We start from the raw sequence: 22,364 nt of genomic DNA on the forward strand, positions 1-22,364 counted from the left end.
TTTAATCCTGATAAGAGGCGGCCAACTGCCATACACGCAGTGCATCGGCCATTGCTTTTACATCGTGTACGCGAAATATGCGCGCACCTTGAGAAAGGGCAAATAAGTGAGCCGCTATTCCGCCTGCCAGACGCTGATCTACCTCACACTCTAGTAATTGACCAAGCATCGACTTTCGAGACATGCCCACTAATAATGGCAAGCCCAACTTATGTAACTCCGCAAGCTTACCCAATAATTCATAATTATGATGCAAGCCTTTACCAAAACCGTAACCGGGATCAAGACAAAGACGTTCAGTGTTGATCCCCGCCGCTACACATGCCTCAATTCGGCCTTGTAAAAAGGCGCTGACTTCTTTAACGACATGGTCATAATCTGGGGCCTGTTGCATAGTGCGCGGTAAGCCTTGCATATGCATTAAGCAAATAGCAGCGCCGCTGTCTGCGGCTACTTGTAAGGCATTGGGCTCTTGCAGTGCGCGAATATCATTAATTAAATCAGCACCTGCCTTTACTGCCTCCTGCATGACAACGGCTTTGCTGGTATCAATCGAGATCCAACAATCTAATTCTTTACGTATTAGCTCAATCACTGGAATAACCCGGTCTAGCTCTTGTTGCTCATCCACCGCTTGAGCACCAGGGCGAGTCGACTCTCCACCAATATCAATGAGGGTTGCGCCCTCGTTAAGCATTTGTTTAGCGTGCGCTAGGGCAACACTGGGTAGCGTAAAGCGCCCCCCATCGGAAAAAGAGTCGGGGGTGAGATTTAAAATCCCCATAATATGGGGGCGCGAAACATCTAGGCATCGAGAAGTGCTGGATAGCAGCATGCTAATTCTCTCTATTTCAATTCTAAGAAGTATCTATAAGGGATAATTACTGAGCAACGGCCAAAAAAAAGCCCCAAACAGTGATTGTTTGGGGCTTAATTTAACACATTTTATTACTGACTAGTGATGTCGTTTGGTTTATTTAAATCTGGCGCACTGGGCTTAGGCTCACTTGCAGGCGCTAGCGGTTTATCGTCAGCAGTTGCAGTGGGGCCTTGTGGCTTATCATCAGACTCTTCAACCCAGTCAGCGGGCGGGCGTACGTCACGGCGAGCCATTAAATCATCGATTTGTTTGGCATCTATCGTTTCATACTTCATTAAGCAATCTTTCATGGCATGCAATATATCAATATTATCAACCAAGATTTGCTTAGCGCGCTCATAGTTACGATTGATCACATCTTTTACTTCAGCGTCAATCGCTTGCGCCGTTTCATCAGACATGTGCTTAACCTTGGCAGAAGAGCGGCCCATAAAGATCTCACCTTCTTCTTCTGCATATAACAAGGGGCCCATTTTTTCTGATAAACCCCACTGGGTTACCATTTTTTGTGCCAATTCTGTCGCCCGCTCAATATCGTTAGAGGCGCCAGTGGTCACTTTTTCAAAGCCATAAATCAGCTCTTCGGCTAAACGACCACCATAGAGACTAGAAATCATCGACTCGAGATGTTGCTTGCTGTAACTGTATCTGTCTTGTTCTGGCAAATACATAGTCACACCCAAGGCACGACCACGAGGAATGATAGACACTTTATAGACAGGATCATGCTCTGGCACGATACGACCTACGATGGCGTGACCCGCTTCATGATAAGCGGTCATGGCTTTTTCCTCTTCGGTCATCACCATAGAGCGGCGCTCAGCACCCATCATAATTTTGTCTTTGGCTTTTTCAAATTCATCCATCGACACCACACGACGCGAAGAGCGAGCGGCAAACAGGGCAGCTTCGTTAACTAAGTTAGCTAAGTCAGCACCACTAAAGCCTGGTGTACCCCGCGCAATCACACTGGCTTGTACGTCATCCCCTAATGGCACTCGGCGCATGTGAACTTTAAGTATTTGTTCACGTCCTCGAACATCAGGTAATCCCACCACGACTTGACGGTCAAAACGACCCGGGCGCAATAAAGCGGGGTCTAATACGTCAGGGCGGTTAGTCGCGGCCACGACGATAACGCCTTCGTTACCTTCAAAACCGTCCATTTCAACCAGCATTTGGTTAAGGGTTTGTTCACGCTCATCGTGTCCCCCACCCATACCAGCACCTCGTTGGCGACCTACTGCGTCAATTTCATCAATAAAGATAATGCAAGGTGCTGATTTTTTAGCTTGTTCAAACATATCGCGTACGCGAGATGCACCCACGCCGACAAACATTTCCACAAAGTCTGAACCAGAAATGGTAAAGAAAGGCACTTTCGCTTCACCGGCAATGGCTTTTGCCAATAAGGTTTTACCGGTACCCGGTGGCCCTACTAATAAAATACCTGTAGGAATACGCCCACCCAATTTTTGGAAGTGACTCGGGTCGCGCAGATAATCCACCAGCTCTGCCACGTCTTCTTTTGCTTCATCACACCCGGCGACATCGGCAAAGGTGGTCTTGATTTGGTCTTCACCCATCAAGCGCGCTTTGCTCTTACCAAAGCTCATGGCGCCTTTACCGCCACCACCACCTTGCATTTGGCGCATAAAGAACACCCACACGCCAATTAACAACAGCATGGGGAACCAAGAGATGAAAATAGAGGCGAGCAAGCTTGGCTCTTCCGGCTTTTCACCTACTACCCGTACATTATTATTTAACAAATCGTTTAGCAGCTGGGGATCTTGCGCCGGCAGTATAGTTGTGAATCTATCACCACTACGCTTAACGCCATTGACGGTTCTGCCGTCCATGCGTACTTCACGGATTTGCCCTTGTGATACTTCTTGCACAAAAGTGGTGTAATCTAGTTGACGTCCCGTTGGCTCGCTTGGGCTAAAGCTCTGGAACACCGACATTAACACCACGGCTATGACCAACCACAGGATCAAATTTTTCGCCATGTCACTCAAATTACTAACCTCACCGGCTGACAGTTTATAACCTCAGAGTACTACAGTTTAAAACCTGTAGCCACAATGTATACCTCTCGCGAGCGGGGTCGCGATGAATCAGGCTTTCTCACTCTTACGGTACTAAAAGACCGTCTTACTTCTAATAAAAATTCATCAAACCCTGCCCCTTGGAATACTTTCACCACAAAACTCCCATTAGGAGCCAATACTTGGCGACACATATCCAAAGCCAGCTCGACTAAATACATGGACTTAGGCTGATCGACTTCCCGAGTACCACTCATATTAGGCGCCATATCGGAAAGCAACACATCCACCTTATCTTGCCCTACTCGCTCGAGCAAGGCATTGAGGACCGCTTCTTCTCTAAAGTCCCCTTGTAAAAAGCTGACCCCAGCAATCGCATCCATTGGCAATAAATCACACGCAATTACTTGTCCTTTCGCGCCCACTTGCTCGGCAGAAAACTGACTCCAGCCACCCGGAGCGGCGCCTAAGTCCACCACCGTCATGCCAGGTTTAAATAACCGATCACGTCCTTGTAGTTCCTCCAATTTAAAAACTGCTCGCGAGCGTAAGCCTCGTTTATGGGCTGCTTGCACGTACTTATCGTTGAAATGCTCTTGCAGCCAGCGCGTTGAGCTGCCCGAGCGTTTTTTGTTCGCCATTAAATTATCGCTCTGCTATTACCATTGAAGCTAAGATGGGGGTACAATAGCCCCCTTTCAACCTATTAACTGAAGCATTTTGCAATGACCCTGACTAATAAGCAAAAACAATACTTAAAAGGCTTGGCTCATAGCCTAAAGCCAGTGGTATTGCTCGGCCAGCATGGCCTAACTGAAGGTGTACTCGCTGAAATTGATCTGGCGCTTAACTTTCATGAGCTCATCAAAGTAAAAGTTGCTAGCGAAGACCGTGACACTAAAGCCCTCATCATTGAGGCCATCATACGTGAGACTAAGGCGGTGAAAGTACAAAGTGTCGGTCATGTATTGACGCTCTATCGCGCCAGCGAAGCCAAAAAAATCACGCTTCCCCGCACTAAATAAGCCACAGGATTACTCAGTTCGACTGGTAACCAAGGCCGTCAGGCTCAGTTTTAATTGAGAGGACGGCCCGGCCTGACTTTACATTTCTTAGCTGCGCACCGTATGCTCATACTAGTTATTTTTCTTGAGAGTAGAAGCAGTGCCCGGCCATCCTTATTTATCTGATGATGAACTCACTTTACTTAGCGAGCTTTTTCAAGAAGCTTCTGCTCAGTCTTATCTGACGCTACCCTTACAATTAGATAAAGAGGCCGCGCCTTTAATAAAGCAAGCCTCAGGCATTGAGCTACGACTAACACTTGGCGAGGCGGTGCTTACTTTTCCGGTACTACGCTCAGCCGTAAGTTGTGAACAAAGTCCGGCTCAACTTTCTACGCCGCATATTATTAGTCATGGTGGGCAACCCCGCTCTTGGCGATTACCAGCCCCTCAGCATATCCATGTTAAGCATGCTAATGGTAAACCGCTGGCTGCTGAGATCCGTGATCTCTCCATCAATGGCATGCGTTTATTATCGCGCCGCGCTTTATTTAGTAGCACTACTCACAGTAAGTCACCCCGTCAACACACTTTATTACTCACGGTAGGAGAAGAGACGCTGCGCTGTGTCGTGACGTTGGTACGTGAGCATAAAGGCCCAGCATTTTGGATGTCAGCTGTAAAATTTGAACTCAATGAAGAGGATCAGCAAACTTTGCTGGCCTTTGTATTTGAAGGATTTTTAGCGCAAATAAAAAAACAGGCGCCTGCGGCACCTGTAGTTTAAAGCAATCATTAGCGTATGAATGCTCGTTCTATAAGTATTGTACCTTAATAATCTCGTACTCTACTTCCCCGCCCGGCGTTTTAACTACTGCCACATCGTCCACTTCTTTGCCAATGAGGGCGCGAGCAATAGGGGAATTAACGGAGATGAGATTCGCTTTAATATCCGACTCATCATCCCCTACAATTCGATAGGTGATCTCTTTTTCGTCATCTACTTTAAATAGCTCAACAGTAGTGCCAAATATAATCTTACCGGTGTTAGGCAGTTTAGTAACATCGATAATTTGGGCGTTAGACAGCTTACCTTCAATTTCTTGGATCCGCCCTTCACAAAAACCTTGCTCTTCACGGGCAGCGTGATATTCGGCATTTTCTTTTAAATCGCCGTGCTCACGTGCATCCGCGATATCGGCAATAATCCGAGGGCGTAGCTCTGTTTTGAGGTAATCCAGCTCTTCACGCAGTTTTTGTGCTCCACGCACTGTCATTGGAGTTTGTCTCATAATGAAAAACCAGTCCCTTTCAGACAATAAAAACAAGAGCCCCCTGTCGATATAGCCAGGGGACTCAGGTTAAGATTAATAAATAGAGTTAAGACAATTAAAACTTAACTCAGACTAATACAGCCAGCTTAGCGGGTCAAATCATCAAAAAATCGTTTCACGCCTTTTATAAAGCCTTCTGCCTTAGGTTGATGCTTATTCGCAGACACAGCACCAAAAGAGGCTTCTAATTGACGTAATAAGCCTTTTTGTTCTTCCGTTAAGCTCACCGGTGTTTCTATATAAACCTTACAAACCAAATCACCTAATTGACCATTTCTGGCAGAGCGCACGCCTTTACCTTTTAATCTAAAGCTGCGCCCTGTTTGGGTTTCTGCTGGGATCTTAAGTTTCACTCTTCCATCTAGGGTAGGCACTTCTACTTCCCCCCTAGAGCAGCCGCACTAAAGCTTATGGGCACTTCGCAAAACAGGTTATTGCCATCGCGCATAAAGATTTCATGGTCACGTACATGCATTTGTACGTACAGATCCCCTGGTGGTGCGCCCGCTTCACCCGCTTCACCCTCACCTGATAAGCGAATGCGATCGCCGGTATCCACCCCTGCTGGGATTTTAACGGACAAGGTCTTGGTTTTTTGATAACGCCCCTCGCCATGACACTTTTGGCACGGATCGGTAATAATCTTGCCCTTACCACGACAATGTGGACAAGGTTGCTGCACCGTAAAAAAGCCTTGGCGCATTTGTACTTGGCCATGGCCATTACAAGTAGTACAAGTTTTAGCTTGAGATCCTGCTTTGGCACCGCTGCCATCACATACCTCACAGCCTACTAAGGTGGGGACTTTGATCTCTTTGGTCACACCCCGTACTGCTTCTTCTAACGTCAGCTCCATATTGTAGCGTAAATCTGAGCCACGGGCTGCCCGTTGTTGGCGACGTTGACCGCCACCGAAGATATCGCCGAAGACATCACCAAAGATATCGCTGAAGTCGCCGCCACCGCCATAGCCTTGTCCACCATGCTGGCCATTAACAGCATCATGACCAAATTGATCATACGCCGCCCGCTTTTGGGCATCAGTTAGTACTTCATAGGCCTCTGATGCTTCTTTAAATTTTTCACTGGCATCAGCATCGGTTTTATTGCGATCGGGATGATATTTCATCGCCATTCGCTTATAGGCTTTTTTTATCTCGCGCTCGTCTGCGTCTTTGCTGACGCCGAGCACTTCATAGTAATCTCGTTTTGACATAGGCTGAAACTTACCTGAGTCCTGTTAACACAAAGGCGGGCGTTGGTGAACCAACGCCCGCACTAAGCGCGTGAATACGCTGGGTTTAACTTACTTTTTATCGTCTTTTACTTCTTCAAACTCAGCATCCACCACATCGTCATCCGCATTAGCGGTATTGTCTTGTGGCTCTGCAGTTTGAGAAGCATCCGCTTGAGCTTTGGCTTGTGCCGCTTCCATCAGCTTTTGCGACGCTTCAATTAAAGCTTGTTGTTTGGCTTCAATCTCGGCTTTATCTTCACCGCGCAGCGCCGTTTCAAGCTCGCTTAACGCCGCTTCAATGGCAGCTTTGTCGTCCGCAGCTAAGTCATCACCGGCCTCTTCAAGCTGCTTGCGGGTAGCATGCACTAAACCATCGGCTTGGTTGCGCGTACTCACCAGCTCTTCAAACTTCTTATCTTCTTCGGCGTTAGCTTCAGCAGAGCGTACCATGGCATCGATCTCTTCCTCAGTTAAACCAGAAGAAGCTTGGATGGTGATCTTTTGCTCTTTATTAGTGTCTTTATCTTTCGCTGACACGTGCAAAATACCATCGGCATCAATATCAAATACCACTTCAATTTGTGGTAAGCCACGAGGGGCTGGGCGAATACCTTCAAGGTTAAACTGACCCAAAGATTTATTATCACTGGAGCGCTTACGCTCACCTTGCAACACGTGAATGGTCACGGCCGCTTGGTTATCATCCGCCGTTGAGAACACTTGCGACTTCTTAGTCGGAATAGTGGTGTTCTTTTCGATAACCGCAGTCATTACGCCGCCCATGGTCTCGATACCTAAAGACAGCGGCGTCACATCAAGTAGCAATACGTCTGTCTTATCACCCGACAATACCGCACCTTGAATAGCGGCACCTACTGCGACTGCCTCATCTGGGTTAACATCTTTACGTGGCTCTTTACCAAAGAAGTCAGTCACCGTTTTTTGCACTAATGGCATACGGGTTTGACCACCCACCAAAATCACATCATCAATATCAGAAACAGATAAGCCGGCATCTTGTAGCGCCGTTTTCACAGGCTCCAAAGACTTGCTAACCATGTCTTCAACCAACGACTCTAGCTTGGCGCGAGTCAGCTTGATGTTTAAGTGTTTTGGACCTGAGGCATCTGCCGTAATATAGGGCAAGTTAACGTCAGTTTGTTGGGCTGAAGATAATTCACACTTGGCTTTTTCTGCCGCTTCTTTTAAGCGCTGCAAGGCCAGCATGTCGTTAAGCAAGTCAAAGCCTTGCTCACGTTTAAACTCTTCAACCAAGTAATTAATTAAGCGGTTGTCAAAGTCTTCACCACCTAAGTGGGTGTCACCATTAGTGGCCAACACCTCAAAGGTTTTTTCGCCGTCCATTTCATCGATTTCGATGATGGAAATATCGAAAGTACCGCCACCTAAGTCATAAACGGCAACTTTGCGATCCCCTTTGGTTTTATTAACGCCATAGGCAAATGCCGCAGCCGTGGGCTCGTTAATAATACGCTTAACGTCTAAGCCCGCGATACGACCCGCATCTTTAGTTGCTTGGCGCTGAGCATCATTAAAATAAGCAGGAACGGTAATAACCGCTTCCGTTACGGCTTCGCCAAGATAGTCTTCAGCGGTTTTTTTCATCTTTTTCAAGACTTCTGCAGACACCTGAGGCGGTGCCATGCTTTTACCTTTTGCTTCTACCCACGCATCGCCATTATCGGCTTTCGTAATCGCAAACGGCATTAGCTTAATATCGCGCTGTACTTCTTCATCTTCAAAGCGACGGCCGATTAAACGCTTAATCGCAAACAAGGTGTTTTTCGGGTTAGTGACCGCTTGACGCTTTGCCGGCTGACCCACTAATGTCTCGCCATCTTCGGCATACGCGATGATAGAAGGAGTGGTACGTCCCCCTTCTGCGTTCTCAATGACGCGTGGATTGTCACCATCTAAAATAGCAACGCAAGAGTTAGTGGTACCCAAATCTATGCCTATGATTCTACCCATAAAATCCTCTCTAAATATCTTAAATTAAACGTAAGCGCTGTTTTGTCGCATTACAGTCTATATGTGGTTAGCCATTGTTACTTTCAAGGCATCACCCACATTTTTTTAATAAATTGGCTTAAGCTTTAGTGTCAATAGCAGGCCCTTTCGCTACCATCACCATGGCGGGGCGCAATACGCGGCCATTTAATTCGTAGCCTTTCATCATCACGCCCACCACTGAATTAGGCGCTACTTCAGCACTTTCTACCATGCTCATGGCTTCATGCTTATTAGGATCAAAAGGCGAGCCTTGGGGGTCGATGACTAACACCCCGTATTTTTCAACGGTGCTAAGTAGAGATTTTAAAGTAAGCTCTACCCCTTCATAAATAGCTTTAAAGTCAGGGTTTTCTTGGTCGGTATGCTCAAGTGCGCGCTCTAAGCTATCGATAACTGGTAATAAATCCCCAGCAAATTTCTCTAGGGCAAATTTTTGCGCTTTCTCTACTTCTTGAGCAGCACGGCGACGTAAGTTTTCCATTTCCGCTAAAGCGCGCAGCGCATTATCTTTTTCGCTTTGGGCGCGCTCATTGGCAGCGGCGATTTTTTCTTCTAATTCTGCTACATAGGTGTCACTGGCTTGCAAGTTCTCCACTTCTACCGTGGGCTCGTCATTAATATCTACCAATTCTGGCTCTAACGCTGCACCCTGTACGTCCTCAGGCTGATATTCTTTATCGCTCATGGTCTCTCCACTGATATTATTCTGGCTTGCTGTTGATATGGGGGAGGCTTAAGCATAATTCAAGAGAATTTTTTATGATTATTGCCGTTTGCTAGCACTCAAGCAGGGGGTTATTTAGAATAAGCGGCTCAAGACTGCTATTTTTAGTAAGTCCTGCGGTTCTTTCACTCTTTTATGCCAGGTTGATATCCATGGAAACTGAATTTAATACCATAGCGCTCATTGGCAAACCCGATCATGAAGGCGCTAACCAAACCTTAGTGGCACTGTATAAACACCTTGCCGACTTAGGCCTAAATGTAGTGATTGAACGTCGAGTGGGCGAGCAACTGGGATTAGATCAAGTCGAGCTTTTAGAAATGGTAGAGCTCGGTGAGCGCGCCGACTTGGCTATTGTGGTGGGCGGAGATGGCAACATGCTAGGTGCAGCACGCGTACTAGCGCGCTTTGATGTAGCCGTAGTAGGCGTAAACCGTGGCAACCTCGGCTTTTTAACCGACTTATCTCCCGATAGTTTTGAATATCCGCTAGAGCGATTATTAGCAGGAGATTATCAAGCGGAACAGCGCTTTTTATTAGAGACTCAAGTACATCGCCATGGCCAATTAAAAGCCAGTAATACTGCAATGAATGAAGCGGTATTACACCCTGGAAAAATTGCGCACATGATTGAGTTTGAGGTTTATATTAATGGCGTCTTTATGTATAGCCAGCGCGCCGATGGCATGATAGTCGCCACCCCCACCGGCTCTACGGCCTACTCTTTATCTGCCGGTGGCCCTATTGTAACGCCTAACCTTAACGCTATTACCTTAGCACCCATGTTTCCGCATACGCTAAGTTGCAGACCGATTGTGATTGATGCGGACTCACAAATAAAACTGGTGATCTCACCAAATAATAAAACCAGCCAAATGCTAGTGAGCTGCGATGGACATGTATCATTAGCAGTACAGCCTGGGGATGAAATTTACATTAGTAAAAGCCCTCATAAACTTAAGCTACTTCATCCTAGAGGCCATAACTACTTTGAAGTGCTGCGCAGTAAACTGGGCTGGGGTAGCAAGTTATTTTAAGGCAATACCAGCACTGTTGCTTTGCACCAAGAGCTCACGATAAAAAAGCTACTAACAAGTCAGCGTTTAGCTGAAATTACTCAGGCTTTGAGGGTGATTTTATCGCTTAAGTAGGAGGTTGCGCACTTACAGTTGTATTAATTGTTGCCACTGTACAAAATCACAGTATACTGTTTTTATAAACAGTATACTTTGTGCAGGGGACTTACCATGTTACTTCAGCTCACTATCAGTAATTTTGCCATCGTGTCCTTTCTTGAGCTGGACTTGCGCGCCGGCATGACCAGCATTACCGGCGAAACGGGCGCAGGTAAGTCCATTGCCATCGATGCCTTAGCCCTAGCATTAGGCGAACGAGGTGACTCGGATGCCGTGCGCCCCGGTGCAGAAAAGGCCGATATTAGTGCTCGTTTTAGAATTGATAAGCTCCCCCGCGTTAAAGCATGGTTGAATGAACAAGAGCTAGATGAACAAGACGAATGCATTTTGCGCCGCACCTTAACGCGTGAGGGGCGCTCGCGCGGTTATATCAACGGTTTACCCGTCCCTTTAAGCCAATTAAAAGCGCTAGGCGCTTTATTAATTAATATTCATGGTCAACATGCGCATCACGCTTTACAAAAATCAGACTATCAACGCGCTTTATTGGATGCTTATGCAGGCCATGCCCAATTAATAGAAAAATCCAGTCGGTTTTACCAACTTTGGCGCCAACTTAGTAATGAGCGCAAGCATCTTAAAAGCGAGCAAGCACAGTGGCAGGCTCAGCGCCAATTACTGGAGTACCAAGTAGCCGAGCTCGATGAATTGGCGCTAGCTAGCGATGAATTTCCTGAGCTAGAAGCAGAGCATGCGCGCCTGGCAAATGGCGCAGAGCTCCTTAGTGACTGTCAATTAGCGCTTAATGTATTAGCGGACGGGGAAGAGACTAATGCTCTTGAGCATTTGCGCCAAGGTCTAAAAGTCGTTACCGAGTTAAGTGCCATGGATGCCCTCCTTGCGCCCATTCAAGAGCTATTAGCCAGCAGCCTTATTCAATTAGAAGAAGGCTATAGCGAGCTTAGCCGTTATTTAGACCGCTTAGAGTTAGATCCCCAGCGTTTATCAGAAGTGGAAGCGCGCATGAGCAAAGTAATGGAGCTGGCGCGCAAGCACCAAGTAGGCGCAAATGAGTTAGCCAAGTTTCACCAACATCTTAAGCAGCAATTAGCAGCTATGGATAATAATAATGAGCGTTTAGAAGCACTGGATGAAGAAGTGACACACGCTAAAGAGCAGTTTTTACAAGCTGCAGAGCGACTAAGTCACAGTCGCCAGCGCTATGCTCAGTCTTTAAATAGCCAAATTACTAAAAGCTTACATCAGCTGAGTATGGAGCACGGGCGCTTTGAAATAACCGTCACTGCAGATACCACAGTCGGCTTTTCACCTTTGGGTATCGATAAAGTTGAGTTTTTAGTGAGTACCAACCCAGGTCAGCCTTTAAGCCCGTTAGCAAAAGCGGCCTCAGGGGGTGAGCTATCGCGCATTAGTTTAGCGATTCAAGTGATCACCGCGCAGAAAGTAGAAACCCCTACTTTGATCTTCGATGAGGTAGATGTCGGCGTCAGTGGCCCTACCGCCGCAGTGGTCGGTAAATTACTTCGCCAACTCGGCCAGTCCACTCAAGTGTTGGTGATCACTCATCTTCCTCAAGTGGCGGGAAATGGCCATCAACATTACTTTGTTAGTAAAAATAGTGATCAGCACGAAACTCAAACCCGTATGCAAGAGCTGGATACAGACACGCGTTTACAAGAGCTGGCGCGCTTATTAGGGGGCGATAAAATTACCGCTAACACCTTAGCGAATGCGAAAGAGCTATTGATTAGCTAAACCTAAACTAAATAATAAAAAGTCGAGCTTGTGCTCGACTTTTTATAATGCTCTTAACTACACCAGCCGCCGTGCAGCACCGATAACAATATTAATCGCCTGCTGCTCTGCGTACTGAACGTCATGCTGACGGGGGATCTCTTGTTGGGTACGATTAACAATTACTCCTGCCACACAGCCCGCTTTTAAGCCCTGACTGGCACAAAAAGTAAATAAAGTACCCGACTCCATTTCGTAATTAAGCACTCCCATGGCTTGCCATTCTTTTAAGCTGCCTTGCAAAGTGGGCGTAACGCGTCCGGAAAAAGTATCGTAGCGCTCTTGGCCAGGGTAAAAGGTATCTGATGATGCGGTAATGCCAACATAGGGCGTAATTGCTAACTCACGAGCCGCATCTACTAAAGCACAACTACACTCAAAGTCTGCCACTGCTGGAAAAGCTAATGGCGCAAAGTGTTGACTACTCCCTTCTAAGCGCACCGCCGCATTAGTAATAATAATATCGCCTACTGCAATATGAGGTTGAATGGCGCCAGTGGTACCAATGCGTAAAAAGGTATTAATCCCTAGTTGCGCTAACTCTTCTAAGGCAATAGAAGTAGAGGGGCCACCAATACCCGTAGAGCACACTAATAAAGGCTTGCCTGCCAACTCAGCACGCCAGATACAAAATTCTCGACAATGAGCTAAAAATTGTGGGTTGGTTAACTGGCTTGCAATACGAGCTACACGCTGCGGATCCCCAGGTAGAATAGCTAAGGTAGCGCCTTGTAAGTCAGTATCGGTAATACCTAGATGAAATACCTGCTTTGTCATAATGTGTCGCTTATTCATTAAATTAAAACATCTCAGTGAATGTCAGGGGCGTGCTAGAAATCATGGATAATCACGCCCACTCGCTGACACAGCATGGCCTGCGTCACTCAGCGTTGTGATAAACTGAACCTTCTTATTAGAATGCACTCCACTTGGGGTGTGGCGAGAGCCGTAACAAAAAGGGTAACTTAACCCACATCGCCTTAATCAGCTATATCATTAATTTGTTAAGTCATGCTTGGGCTTTTACATAGGCCATTACAGCCGCTATCATGGCCGCAAGTCACACAGGAAATAGTGCTCGTATGCAACTCAAAACCTTGATTTTACCCATAGTATTAAGCTTACCGCTGTTAGGATGCGGCTTAGTCTATAAAATAGATATTCCTCAAGGAAACTATTTAGAAGCAAAACAAGTCGATCAGCTACGCCGTGGCATGACCCAAGAGCAAGTGCGGTTTCTATTGGGCAATCCCATGAGCTTGGATAGCTTTAATCACGACCGCTGGGTTTATCTCTATTATTTCAAACCCGGACGTGGTGAAGTTGAACAAAAGCAATTAGTACTTGAATTTAATAATGATGCCTTGCTGTCTGTGAGCGGTGACTTTGCTGCTCCTGCAGAATTTAACCAAGGGCTGTAAAGCTAGCTCATCATTAAAATATTAGCCATTAAGCTCACTATTAACGCTTAAGCTCGATAGGCCTATCGAGCTTAAGCCTCGTTGGCATTTGATTTAGCCCGACCAGGATTTGGCCGCCCGCCCGTCACTTTATCGGCTCGCCCTTCTTCTTTTGCCTGCTCGGCGCGCTTGCGCCTAATGTCTTTAGGATCCGCTAATAAAGGACGATAAATCTCTACGCGATCGCCGTCTCGTAACTGGCTGTTAAGCTTAACTTGGCGTCCAAAAACGCCCACCATATTGTGCGATAAATCAATCTGTGGAAACTGCTGTAATATGCCCGATTGAATAATCACCTGCTCTACTTGGCTCTCTTTTGCCACTTTTAGCGGCACTACAACTTGCTTATGAGGCAGCGCATACACCACTTCAACTTGAATAAGACTCATCGCCATACACCTCTCTGGCTCGCTCGCTAAAAGAATGCACCATGGCATTGGCTAGCTCTTTAAAAATTCCCCCAAAGGCAAACTCGACTAAGCGCGAGGTAAATTCAAAATAAAGCTCGAGCTCAACTTTGCAGGCGTGTTCGTCTAAGGCAGTAAAAGTCCAGCCGCCATTGAGCGCCTTAAAAGGACCATCGACTAACTCCACCCGAATATGCTCATAAGGCGTTAACACATTTTTAGTGGTAAATGTCTTGCGGATCCCCGCCTTAGATACATCCAAGGCAGCAGTAATGGTATTATCTGATTGCGCAACCACCCGACTTGCCACACATCCTGGCAAAAATTGCGGATACGCATCAATATCATTGACCAATTCATACATTTGTTGTGCACTAAACATCACCAGTGCGCTGCGAGTAATACTCGGCATAATTTCTCCTAACAGCAATTGTGGGCGATTTTAGCACTTATTTTGCAAGGACTCACGGCCTGCAAAGCACCTGCGTTATGAACTTATGTCCAAAGCGCGGCAATAAATGTATGAAAAATACGCAGTTGCTATAACAGCAATTCCAAAGCCTTCATCGACCTCGTATAATGGCGCTACTATGACAAAAAACAAAGCGAAGAAAAAAGTCGGTTCCAGCACCATTGCCCTCAATAGAAAGGCAAGGCACGAATTTTATGTAGAAGAAAAAATCGAAGCTGGGCTTGAACTACAAGGATGGGAAGTAAAAGCGATGCGAGCTGGCAAAGCCAATATCGCAGACTCGTATGTTTTTATTCGCAATGGCGAAGCCTTCTTATTTGCCGCCACTATTACTCCTTTAAATGTGGCTTCTAGCCATGTCGTTTGTGATCCTATGCGCTCACGAAAATTACTGTTGAAACGGCGTGAGCTTGACCGTTTAGCGGGTCAATTAGATAGAGAGGGCTACACCTTAGTACCCTTAGCGCTCTATTGGTCAAAGTCTTGGGTAAAAATAGAAATTGGCTTAGTGAAGGGTAAAAAAGATCGCGATAAGCGCCAAGATCTAAAAGAGCGCGATTGGAAGCGTGAAAAAGATCGCATGATGAAACATAAAAACCGCTAACACTTGTGATTACACCATTTTTGCCATACCATAAACGAACTTGGGGCTGATTCTGGATTCGACGAGATTCACGAACTCCTAGGTGCATGCCGAGGTGCGATAGGCCTCGTAAAAAAATCGCAAAAAAATAGTCGCAAACGACGAAAACTACGCACTAGCAGCTTAATAACCTGTTAGAGCCCTTCTACCCTAGCTTGTCTGTGACTTAGGGAATTGGAAGGTCATATATCACAGAATCGCGTGGAAATCGTGCCTGACGGTGGAAGCGTTAAATCTAATTTAGGCTAGTTATTCTGTGGCGTGTCTGTCCGCAGCAGATGGCGAATGTAATGACTGACTAAGCATGTAGTACCGACGACGTAGGTTTTTCGGACGCGGGTTCAAATCCCGCCAGCTCCACCAATCGATTGGAAAAGGCCCCTCTGGGGCCTTTTTTATTGGCTAGCTATGTTATTAAAGCACGGCTAGCCTATTCTTTTAGATAAAATAGGCCCACCGCACTTTTTTAAGCCTCAATCATTATTTATGGCTACCAGCTCAGCGATTTTGGCCGCTGGCAGCGGTTTAGCATATAAATAGCCTTGGTAAAGCTGACACCCATTAGCCAGCAAGATATCGCGCTGGGTCTGGGTCTCCACACCTTCTGCTATCACTTCTAGTCCTAAACTATGGGCCATGGCAATCACAGCTCTAATAATGGCTAAACTGCTGGCATCTTCTGGTAAGCCGCGCACAAAAGACTGATCTATTTTTAATTGATCCAGTGGCAGTTGCTGTAAATATTGTAGTGAAGAATAGCCGGTACCAAAGTCATCAATGGAAAAACGAATACCCGCCGCTTTCAGCTCTCGCATACGAGAGATGGCTTGGTTCATATCGGTGACCAACATCGACTCAGTAATTTCAAGCTTTAAGCGCCTAAGATCAGCGCCTGTCTGTTTTACTACGGCGAGCACTTCTTCTACAAAGCCGGTTTGATAAAGCTGAGCCGGGCTTACATTAATCGACACCGTAATGTCACTTAAGCCCGCCACTGTTGACCAAGCGGCCATTTGCTCGCAAGCGCGAAGCATGACGACTTCATCAATTTTTTTCATAATACCTGCCGCTTCTGCTACCTCAATAAAAGCAAACGGAGAAAGCAGACCGCGCTCAAAATGATGCCAGCGCACTAGCGACTCAACACCAATTAACTGATGTTCATCGTTAAATTGAGGTTGAAAATACACGCCAAATTCTTTTGCGGCTAATCCTCTAACTATATCTTCTTCTAAAAGTAAGCGCTGAGAGATGGCTTCTTGCATAGCGGGATCAAAGAAACAATGCTCGCCCCGCCCAATATCTTTAGCTGCATACATCGCCAGCTCAGCTTGGCGTAATAGCTCCTCGGCGGGCTCTTTTACGCCATCCACACTGACTGTCCCTAAACAAGCACTGGTACGCAGAGTTTGCTCACCATGCACATAGGCAAAATCTAACAAGTCTCGAAGCTCACTTATTTTTTGGGCTAAGCTGTTTTTCAGTTCCACATCGTCCGAGGCTTGAAGATTAAGTAACAATACAAATTGATCACTGCCTAGGCGCGCTAAGCAGTCTTGAGCACTAAGCATCTTACTGAGCTGATGGGCAACGTGGCGCAATAACTTATCGCCGGTCGCATGACCCCATAAATCGTTAATATTTTTAAAATGATCTAAGTCGAGAAAAATGAGTGCGCCTAATCGCTGCTGACTCGCACTTAATTTTTGCATTTCTTTAATGGTATTGATTAAAAAGCGCCGATTAGGTAAACCCGTTAAACTGTCATAATAAGCTAAGTGATGGATCTTTTTAGCATTGTCTTTCTCTGCACTCAAGTCGGTAATACTGGCCACATAATGACTAATATCTTGGTTATTATCTTTAACGGCCGTAATAGAAAGCCACTGCGGGTATACTTGGCCTGATTTGCGTTTATCGTAGATCTCGCCTTGCCAGTGACCTTGATGCTGAATGCTTTGCCACATTTCTTTATAAAAGCTTTTGTCATGCTGACCTGAGCTAAAAATGCTGGGCGTTTTGCCTAATACCTCTGCTTGGCTATAGCCAGTGACCTTAGTAAAAGCATGATTAACACGCAATATTCGATTATGCCTATCAGTGACTAGCATGCCCTGAAAGCTCTCAAAGGCCACCGCGGCAATGCGCAGATCAGTATCATCTTGTACGCGCTCACTAATATCGCGCGTTAGCACCACTACCGCTCTGGGCTCATTAGCAGGAGTGGGCAACACTTGAGCGACACTCTCAAAGTGATGGAGGCCATCGTCAAAGCGCAAATCAAACAACAAGTGCAGTACTTTTTTCTCGTGTAAGGTGCGTTGAATAAAATCCAGTACTCGCTCAGCATGTTCAAGGGGATAAACATCATGCAAGCTTTTACCTATGCGGCGCACATCTTTATTATCAGAAAAGATAATATTATCAGCCATAATTTCCAGATAACGACCATGCTCATCAATCACACTCATCATATCGGGTATGGCGCTGGTAATAGCGAGTAAACGCGCTTGGCTGTTTTTAAGCGCTTGCTGTTCATACTGGCGATGCTCTGTGTCTTTAATGATATAGATAAGCATCAAAGTCAGCGGGATGGCGACTACTAAAAAAGGCAGTGCCATAGATAAAACATGGGCTTTTAATTGTGGCTCAACATGATAATAAATCAGTGAAATACTCACCACATTCAATACTAAACTCACGGGAATTAAATAGCGCAGCGATAAGGTGAAACGGGTGCGTATCAGCGCCAATTTAATAAGTAAGCCAAAAATCAGCGCAAAAGACATGCTGATAATAGACACTAGGGTATCTGAGTCATTAAACCAGACTTTAAATACACTGGCTAACAGCAGCGCTAAGCCACCCGTTAACACACCGCCAAATAAGCCGGCTACAAAAATAACAGAGTCACCGACATCTAATAAAACGCCAGGCCCAATGCTAAACGGCAGTGACATACAGCCAATAGTAATAAGACCAAACCAGACTCCGGAGCTAATGGGCATCAGGCGCGGATAGGCTTGTAATTGGCGCATATTGGTGGTGATAAGCCAGCCAAAAGCTAAGATTAATACCGCTTGTTCAATAATAGATATCAGCATAATAAGTCCAGGTATCACTTAGGGTAATGGAAACTAACCCATCCAAATATCGGTGCCAGATAAAATTTTACATTACATTAACATGCTAAGCTTGGATATGTTTAGGTCTCATGTTCAAGACCGAGGTCACCGTTTAGGCATGATGAGGGTCTTAATAACAGCCGTATCAACATCAGCATTCGAAATGAAGCCTAACGCTGGTGACGATTGGGGCTGATATTGTATTACTAGTCACTCGCTTAAACAGCTCTTATTTTGCTGACTTAGGCGCGGAAGCAAATTATTAACAAGCTTAAAGGATGGAGTTATTACGGGCTTTACAGCAGACGAGGCGCGAGGATTCAGGTTGACTGGATTAAAAAGGGGCCGAGCGGCCCCTTAACTAGGTCAAAAATGGGCGTTAAGACTCGCCTTCATTATAAATTGCTAAATGCGCATCATCTTGGCAGTCAGCAAGTTCACTATTAAGGCTGCGCAGCGTATATTGTTCATCTAAATAGCGTTGATCCACATCCTTAGTGACATACTCTCCCGTAAATACCGAGGTTTCAAAGCGTCTTAACTCAGGATTAAAATGACGTACTGCATCTTCTAAGTCTTCTAATTCCTGAAAAATAAGGCCATCCGCCCCAATTAATTGGCAAATTTCATCCACTTCTCGGCCGTACGCGATCAGCTCATTTACCGAGGGCATATCAATGCCATACACATTGGGGAAGCGAATTTCGGGAGCCGCAGAGGCGAAGTAAACTTTTTTAGCGCCCGCTTCTCGCGCCATTTTTATAATTTGCTCAGAGGTGGTGCCGCGCACAATAGAGTCATCCACTAATAACACATTTTTACCAAAAAACTCTGAGTGGATAGCATTAAGCTTACGGCGCACCGATTGTTGGCGTTGTTCTTGGCCCGGCATAATAAACGTCCGGCCAATATAGCGATTTTTCACAAAACCTTGGCGATAAGGCAAGTCCAAGTTATGCGCTATTTCTAGCGCAATATCACACGAGGTTTCAGGGATAGGGATCACCACATCTATATCGAAGTCTTCCCATTCGCGAGCAATTTTTTCACCTAATTTAAGACCCATGCGCGCTCTCACGGCATACACAGATACTTTATCGATAAAGGAGTCAGGGCGCGCAAAATAGACATACTCAAAAATACAAGATTGATATTGCGGCTCTTGTGCACATTGTTGGGTGAACAATTCCCCTTGTTGCGTCACATAAATGGCCTCGCCGGGAGCCACATCTCGTAGCAACTCAAAGCCTACGGCATTGAGCGCCACGCTTTCAGAGGCCACCATATATTCGGTCCCCCCTTGTGCACACTCACGCTTGCCTAGTACTAAGGGGCGAATACCGTTTGGATCGCGAAACGCCAACATGCCATGACCAATAATGACTGCCACTGCAGCATAAGCGCCGCGTATTTTTTTATGCACTCCCGCCACGGCCGCAAACACATGCTCAGGTTCGAGGTGCAGATTTTGTGTGAGCTGATCTATCTCGTGGGCGAGGACGTTAAGTAAAATTTCCGAGTCTGAGGTGGTATTAATATGGCGGCGAGCGACTCGAAATTGCTCTTCTTTTAGCTCTCGAGCATTTGTTAAATTGCCGTTATGTGCCAAGGTGATGCCAAAGGGGGAGTTGACATAAAAAGGCTGTGCTTGAGCGACACTGCTACTGCCTGCGGTAGGGTAACGAACATGGCCAATGCCCACATTACCGATTAAGCGCTGCATGTGGCGCTCTTCAAACACCTCTCGCACCAAGCCATTAGCTTTACGTTGGCGAAGTCTATCTTCACAGATAGTCACAATGCCAGCGGCATCTTGACCGCGGTGTTGTAACACTGTTAATGCATCATATAACGCCTGGTTTACTGGAGTTGTACCTTGAATACCGACAATCCCACACATGTATTCACTTCCTCAATTCATTATGGCTTGGGGGGTAAAAAGCTGGATGAATTTTGCACCAGGCTGAAGAACCACTGGATAACAATACCGAACTCGGGAATTAACACAGACTGTTTCCACCACAGACTTTGAGAAAACCCGGTCATGGTATCGATAAAAAACAATAACGCGGCCACGATCAACACGCCTCTTACAGCGCCAAAACAGACACCTAGCACTCTATCGGTACCCGATAAGCCTGTTTTATCGACCAGTTGACTAACAATATAATTAATAAGCGCACCCAGAATGAGGGTTAACACAAACAAGATGGCAATGGCGCTACCATTACGGATCAGCGGATCTGAGATATCCAGAAGGGCACTGAGGTCGGCATAGAAATGACTGGCTACAAAAAATGCCGCTAGCCAAGTTGCCAAAGACATGGCTTCTCGGACGAATCCTCTGACTAAGCTCACCACAGCTGATAAGGCAATAATGCCTAAAATTACAAAGTCTATCCAAACCATCATCTGTTGCCGAGGACCTCGTTAAGGGAGTGCATTCTACCAAAGGAGAATGACAAAAAGCGAAATAAAACGCATAAACTTCATTCAATGTAAAACTAGTTTTCGATGAAGTAATCTATAAATAAGCGCCCCTAGCGCTGTTATTGAGTGAGCTAATAACTTAAATCCAGTGGCCATTAAAAAGCCGCCAGTGAGATTGTCATCCCTAACTGGCGGCTTTATGCTCATACTTTAAAAAATTAGCCAATAAACTGTAAGCCGCCCATATAAGGCTGCAAAATGGCCGGTACTGCAATGCGACCATCCGCTTGTTGGTAGTTTTCTAACACGGCAACTAAGGTACGTCCTACCGCCAGCCCTGAGCCATTTAAAGTATGCAGCAACTGAGGTTTACCCTCAGTGCCACGCACGCGAGCCTGCATACGTCGCGCTTGAAAATCACCGCAATTAGACACAGATGAAATTTCACGATAAGTATTTTGCGCAGGCAACCACACTTCTAGATCATAGGTTTTCGCAGCACTAAAACCCATATCGCCAGTACACAAGGCCACCACTCGATAAGGGAGCGCTAACCCTTGTAAGACTTTTTCTGCATGCCCTACCATTTCTTCTAAGGTGTCCCAAGACGTATCAGGATGCACTAACTGCACCATTTCCACTTTATCGAACTGATGCATGCGCACCAAGCCTCGGGTATCGCGGCCATAAGAGCCTGCTTCGGAGCGAAAACAGGGAGAATGTGCCGTAAGTTTTAACGGTAAGTCGCTGGCTTCAAAAATTTCATCGCGCCCAATATTGGTTAAGGGCACTTCTGAGGTGGGGATTAATGAGAAGCGGCGTACTTTGCCCTCTTCTTCGCCCTCGCCCTCAATGGCGGTATGAAATAAGTCAGCAGAGAATTTAGGTAACTGACCCGTGCCAAATAAACTGTCGCTATTAACCAGATAAGGCACATAGCATTCGGTATATCCGTGCTCAAGGGTATGTAAGTCCAGCATATACTGTGCTAAGGCACGGTGCATGCGAGCAATTTGGCCCTGCATAATCACAAACCGTGAGCCAGACACCTTTACCGCCCCTTTAAAGTCTAAACCGGCCAGTGCTTCGCCTAATGCCACATGATCTTTGGCTTCAAAATCAAAAACCGGTAACTCACCCCATTTGCGTACTTCTACATTATCATCTTCATTTTTACCTACCGGCACTGAGTCATGAGGTAAGTTAGGAATAGCCGCGCTAAATGCTTCAATCTCATTAAGTAAACGGTCTAGCTCCACTTTACAGCCGTCTAATTCCTCATTAATGCTCGCGACTGCCGCTTTAAGCGGGGCTATGTCTTCTCCATTACGGGCGGCTAAACCAATGGCTTTAGAGCGGGCATTACGCTCAGCTTGTAACTCTTGGGTACGGGATTGCAAAGACTTACGCTGTTCTTCAAGCGCATTAAACACAGAGATATCGAGCGTAAAGCCGCGACTTGCGAGCCGCTGTGCGGTGTGAGCTATGTCGTTGCGCAGGTATTTGGAGTCCAGCATGAGTTACCTTATTAAATGCGAGAATAGAGCAGCTCTTTTACTATTAAAGAAGCACTGTTCTATTAAATTAAGAATATGAAAACAACGCGTAAGTT

The 22,364-nt window shown here is 46.1% G+C and carries 19 protein-coding genes, 1 other RNA gene and 1 pseudogene; 7 read left to right on the forward strand and 14 right to left on the reverse strand.

Annotation, left to right across the window (positions count from 1 at the left end; translation table 11 throughout):
• Position 1: 1 nt before the first annotated feature.
• The 3 genes from folP to rlmE all read right to left on the reverse strand — a co-directional run bounded on the left by folP (position 2) and on the right by rlmE (position 3,572).
• Positions 2–835: a dihydropteroate synthase gene (gene folP / locus CBP12_RS05070; RefSeq protein ID WP_086963471.1), complete on the reverse strand. Its 834-nt coding sequence runs from the start codon at positions 833–835 to the stop codon at positions 2–4.
• 113 nt (positions 836–948) lie between these two features.
• Positions 949–2,901 carry an ATP-dependent zinc metalloprotease FtsH gene (ftsH, locus tag CBP12_RS05075; protein WP_086963472.1) on the reverse strand — a complete coding sequence of 651 codons (1,953 nt, stop codon included), beginning with the start codon at positions 2,899–2,901 and terminating at the stop codon, positions 949–951.
• A gap of 41 nt (positions 2,902–2,942) precedes the next feature.
• Positions 2,943–3,572, reverse strand: coding sequence for a 23S rRNA (uridine(2552)-2'-O)-methyltransferase RlmE (gene rlmE / locus CBP12_RS05080; protein ID WP_086963473.1), 630 nt, complete (start codon positions 3,570–3,572; stop codon positions 2,943–2,945).
• Positions 3,573–3,656: 84 nt separating this feature from the next.
• On the opposite strand from rlmE, the gene yhbY reads away from it, so the two are divergent.
• Together yhbY and CBP12_RS05090 are read left to right on the forward strand one after the other, a co-directional pair.
• On the forward strand, positions 3,657–3,956 hold the full coding sequence (gene yhbY / locus CBP12_RS05085) for a ribosome assembly RNA-binding protein YhbY (protein ID WP_086963474.1): 300 nt from the start codon (positions 3,657–3,659) through the stop codon (positions 3,954–3,956).
• Positions 3,957–4,095: 139 nt separating this feature from the next.
• A complete protein-coding gene (locus tag CBP12_RS05090; RefSeq protein ID WP_086963475.1) occupies positions 4,096–4,722 on the forward strand; it encodes a PilZ domain-containing protein in 627 nt (208 codons plus the stop codon).
• Positions 4,723–4,750: 28 nt separating this feature from the next.
• Here CBP12_RS05090 and greA read toward each other — a convergent pair whose 3' ends face one another.
• The 4 genes and pseudogenes from greA to grpE all read right to left on the reverse strand — a co-directional run bounded on the left by greA (position 4,751) and on the right by grpE (position 9,225).
• Positions 4,751–5,227, reverse strand: a complete 477-nt coding sequence (greA, locus tag CBP12_RS05095) for a transcription elongation factor GreA (protein ID WP_086963476.1) — start codon at positions 5,225–5,227, stop codon at positions 4,751–4,753.
• Between the two features lie 128 nt (positions 5,228–5,355).
• Positions 5,356–6,485: pseudogene (dnaJ, locus tag CBP12_RS05100) on the reverse strand (molecular chaperone DnaJ).
• A gap of 90 nt (positions 6,486–6,575) precedes the next feature.
• A complete protein-coding gene (gene dnaK / locus CBP12_RS05105; RefSeq protein WP_086963477.1) occupies positions 6,576–8,498 on the reverse strand; it encodes a molecular chaperone DnaK in 1,923 nt (640 codons plus the stop codon).
• 118 nt (positions 8,499–8,616) lie between these two features.
• Positions 8,617–9,225, reverse strand: a complete 609-nt coding sequence (gene grpE / locus CBP12_RS05110) for a nucleotide exchange factor GrpE (RefSeq protein WP_086963478.1) — start codon at positions 9,223–9,225, stop codon at positions 8,617–8,619.
• 191 nt (positions 9,226–9,416) lie between these two features.
• Here grpE and nadK point away from each other — a divergent pair, with 191 nt between their 5' ends.
• Together nadK and recN are read left to right on the forward strand one after the other, a co-directional pair.
• A complete protein-coding gene (gene nadK / locus CBP12_RS05115) occupies positions 9,417–10,301 on the forward strand; it encodes an NAD(+) kinase (protein WP_086963479.1) in 885 nt (294 codons plus the stop codon).
• Between the two features lie 210 nt (positions 10,302–10,511).
• Positions 10,512–12,176, forward strand: a complete 1,665-nt coding sequence (gene recN, locus CBP12_RS05120; protein ID WP_086963480.1) for a DNA repair protein RecN — start codon at positions 10,512–10,514, stop codon at positions 12,174–12,176.
• Positions 12,177–12,233: 57 nt separating this feature from the next.
• On the opposite strand, the gene udp is transcribed toward recN, so the two are convergent.
• A complete protein-coding gene (udp, locus tag CBP12_RS05125) occupies positions 12,234–12,992 on the reverse strand; it encodes a uridine phosphorylase (RefSeq protein ID WP_086963481.1) in 759 nt (252 codons plus the stop codon).
• 305 nt (positions 12,993–13,297) lie between these two features.
• Between udp and CBP12_RS05130 the strand changes: the two genes are divergently transcribed.
• Positions 13,298–13,636: an outer membrane protein assembly factor BamE gene (locus CBP12_RS05130; protein WP_086963482.1), complete on the forward strand. Its 339-nt coding sequence runs from the start codon at positions 13,298–13,300 to the stop codon at positions 13,634–13,636.
• A gap of 71 nt (positions 13,637–13,707) precedes the next feature.
• On the opposite strand, the gene CBP12_RS05135 is transcribed toward CBP12_RS05130, so the two are convergent.
• Both CBP12_RS05135 and CBP12_RS05140 read right to left on the reverse strand, forming a co-directional pair.
• On the reverse strand, positions 13,708–14,064 hold the full coding sequence (locus CBP12_RS05135) for an RnfH family protein (protein ID WP_086963483.1): 357 nt from the start codon (positions 14,062–14,064) through the stop codon (positions 13,708–13,710).
• A complete protein-coding gene (locus CBP12_RS05140) occupies positions 14,045–14,494 on the reverse strand; it encodes an SRPBCC family protein (RefSeq protein ID WP_086963484.1) in 450 nt (149 codons plus the stop codon). The genes CBP12_RS05135 and CBP12_RS05140 overlap by 20 nt, the downstream gene beginning before the upstream one ends.
• 178 nt (positions 14,495–14,672) lie before the next feature.
• On the opposite strand from CBP12_RS05140, the gene smpB reads away from it, so the two are divergent.
• Both smpB and ssrA read left to right on the forward strand, forming a co-directional pair.
• On the forward strand, positions 14,673–15,158 hold the full coding sequence (smpB, locus tag CBP12_RS05145) for an SsrA-binding protein SmpB (protein WP_086963485.1): 486 nt from the start codon (positions 14,673–14,675) through the stop codon (positions 15,156–15,158).
• Between the two features lie 42 nt (positions 15,159–15,200).
• Positions 15,201–15,560: a transfer-messenger RNA gene (gene ssrA, locus CBP12_RS05150) on the forward strand.
• A gap of 110 nt (positions 15,561–15,670) precedes the next feature.
• Here ssrA and CBP12_RS05155 read toward each other — a convergent pair.
• The 4 genes from CBP12_RS05155 to serS all read right to left on the reverse strand — a co-directional run bounded on the left by CBP12_RS05155 (position 15,671) and on the right by serS (position 22,269).
• Positions 15,671–18,301 (reverse strand): putative bifunctional diguanylate cyclase/phosphodiesterase, encoded by a 2,631-nt coding sequence (locus CBP12_RS05155; protein WP_086963486.1) that lies wholly within the window; start codon positions 18,299–18,301, stop codon positions 15,671–15,673.
• A gap of 400 nt (positions 18,302–18,701) precedes the next feature.
• Positions 18,702–20,222, reverse strand: coding sequence for an amidophosphoribosyltransferase (purF, locus tag CBP12_RS05160; protein ID WP_086963487.1), 1,521 nt, complete (start codon positions 20,220–20,222; stop codon positions 18,702–18,704).
• A gap of 20 nt (positions 20,223–20,242) precedes the next feature.
• Positions 20,243–20,731, reverse strand: coding sequence for a CvpA family protein (locus CBP12_RS05165; protein WP_086965387.1), 489 nt, complete (start codon positions 20,729–20,731; stop codon positions 20,243–20,245).
• Between the two features lie 239 nt (positions 20,732–20,970).
• On the reverse strand, positions 20,971–22,269 hold the full coding sequence (serS, locus tag CBP12_RS05170) for a serine--tRNA ligase (protein WP_086963488.1): 1,299 nt from the start codon (positions 22,267–22,269) through the stop codon (positions 20,971–20,973).
• Between the last annotated feature and the right edge of the window lie 95 nt (positions 22,270–22,364).

The sequence above is a fragment of the Oceanisphaera avium genome, assembly GCF_002157875.1.
Lineage (GTDB): Bacteria > Pseudomonadota > Gammaproteobacteria > Enterobacterales > Aeromonadaceae > Oceanimonas > Oceanimonas avium.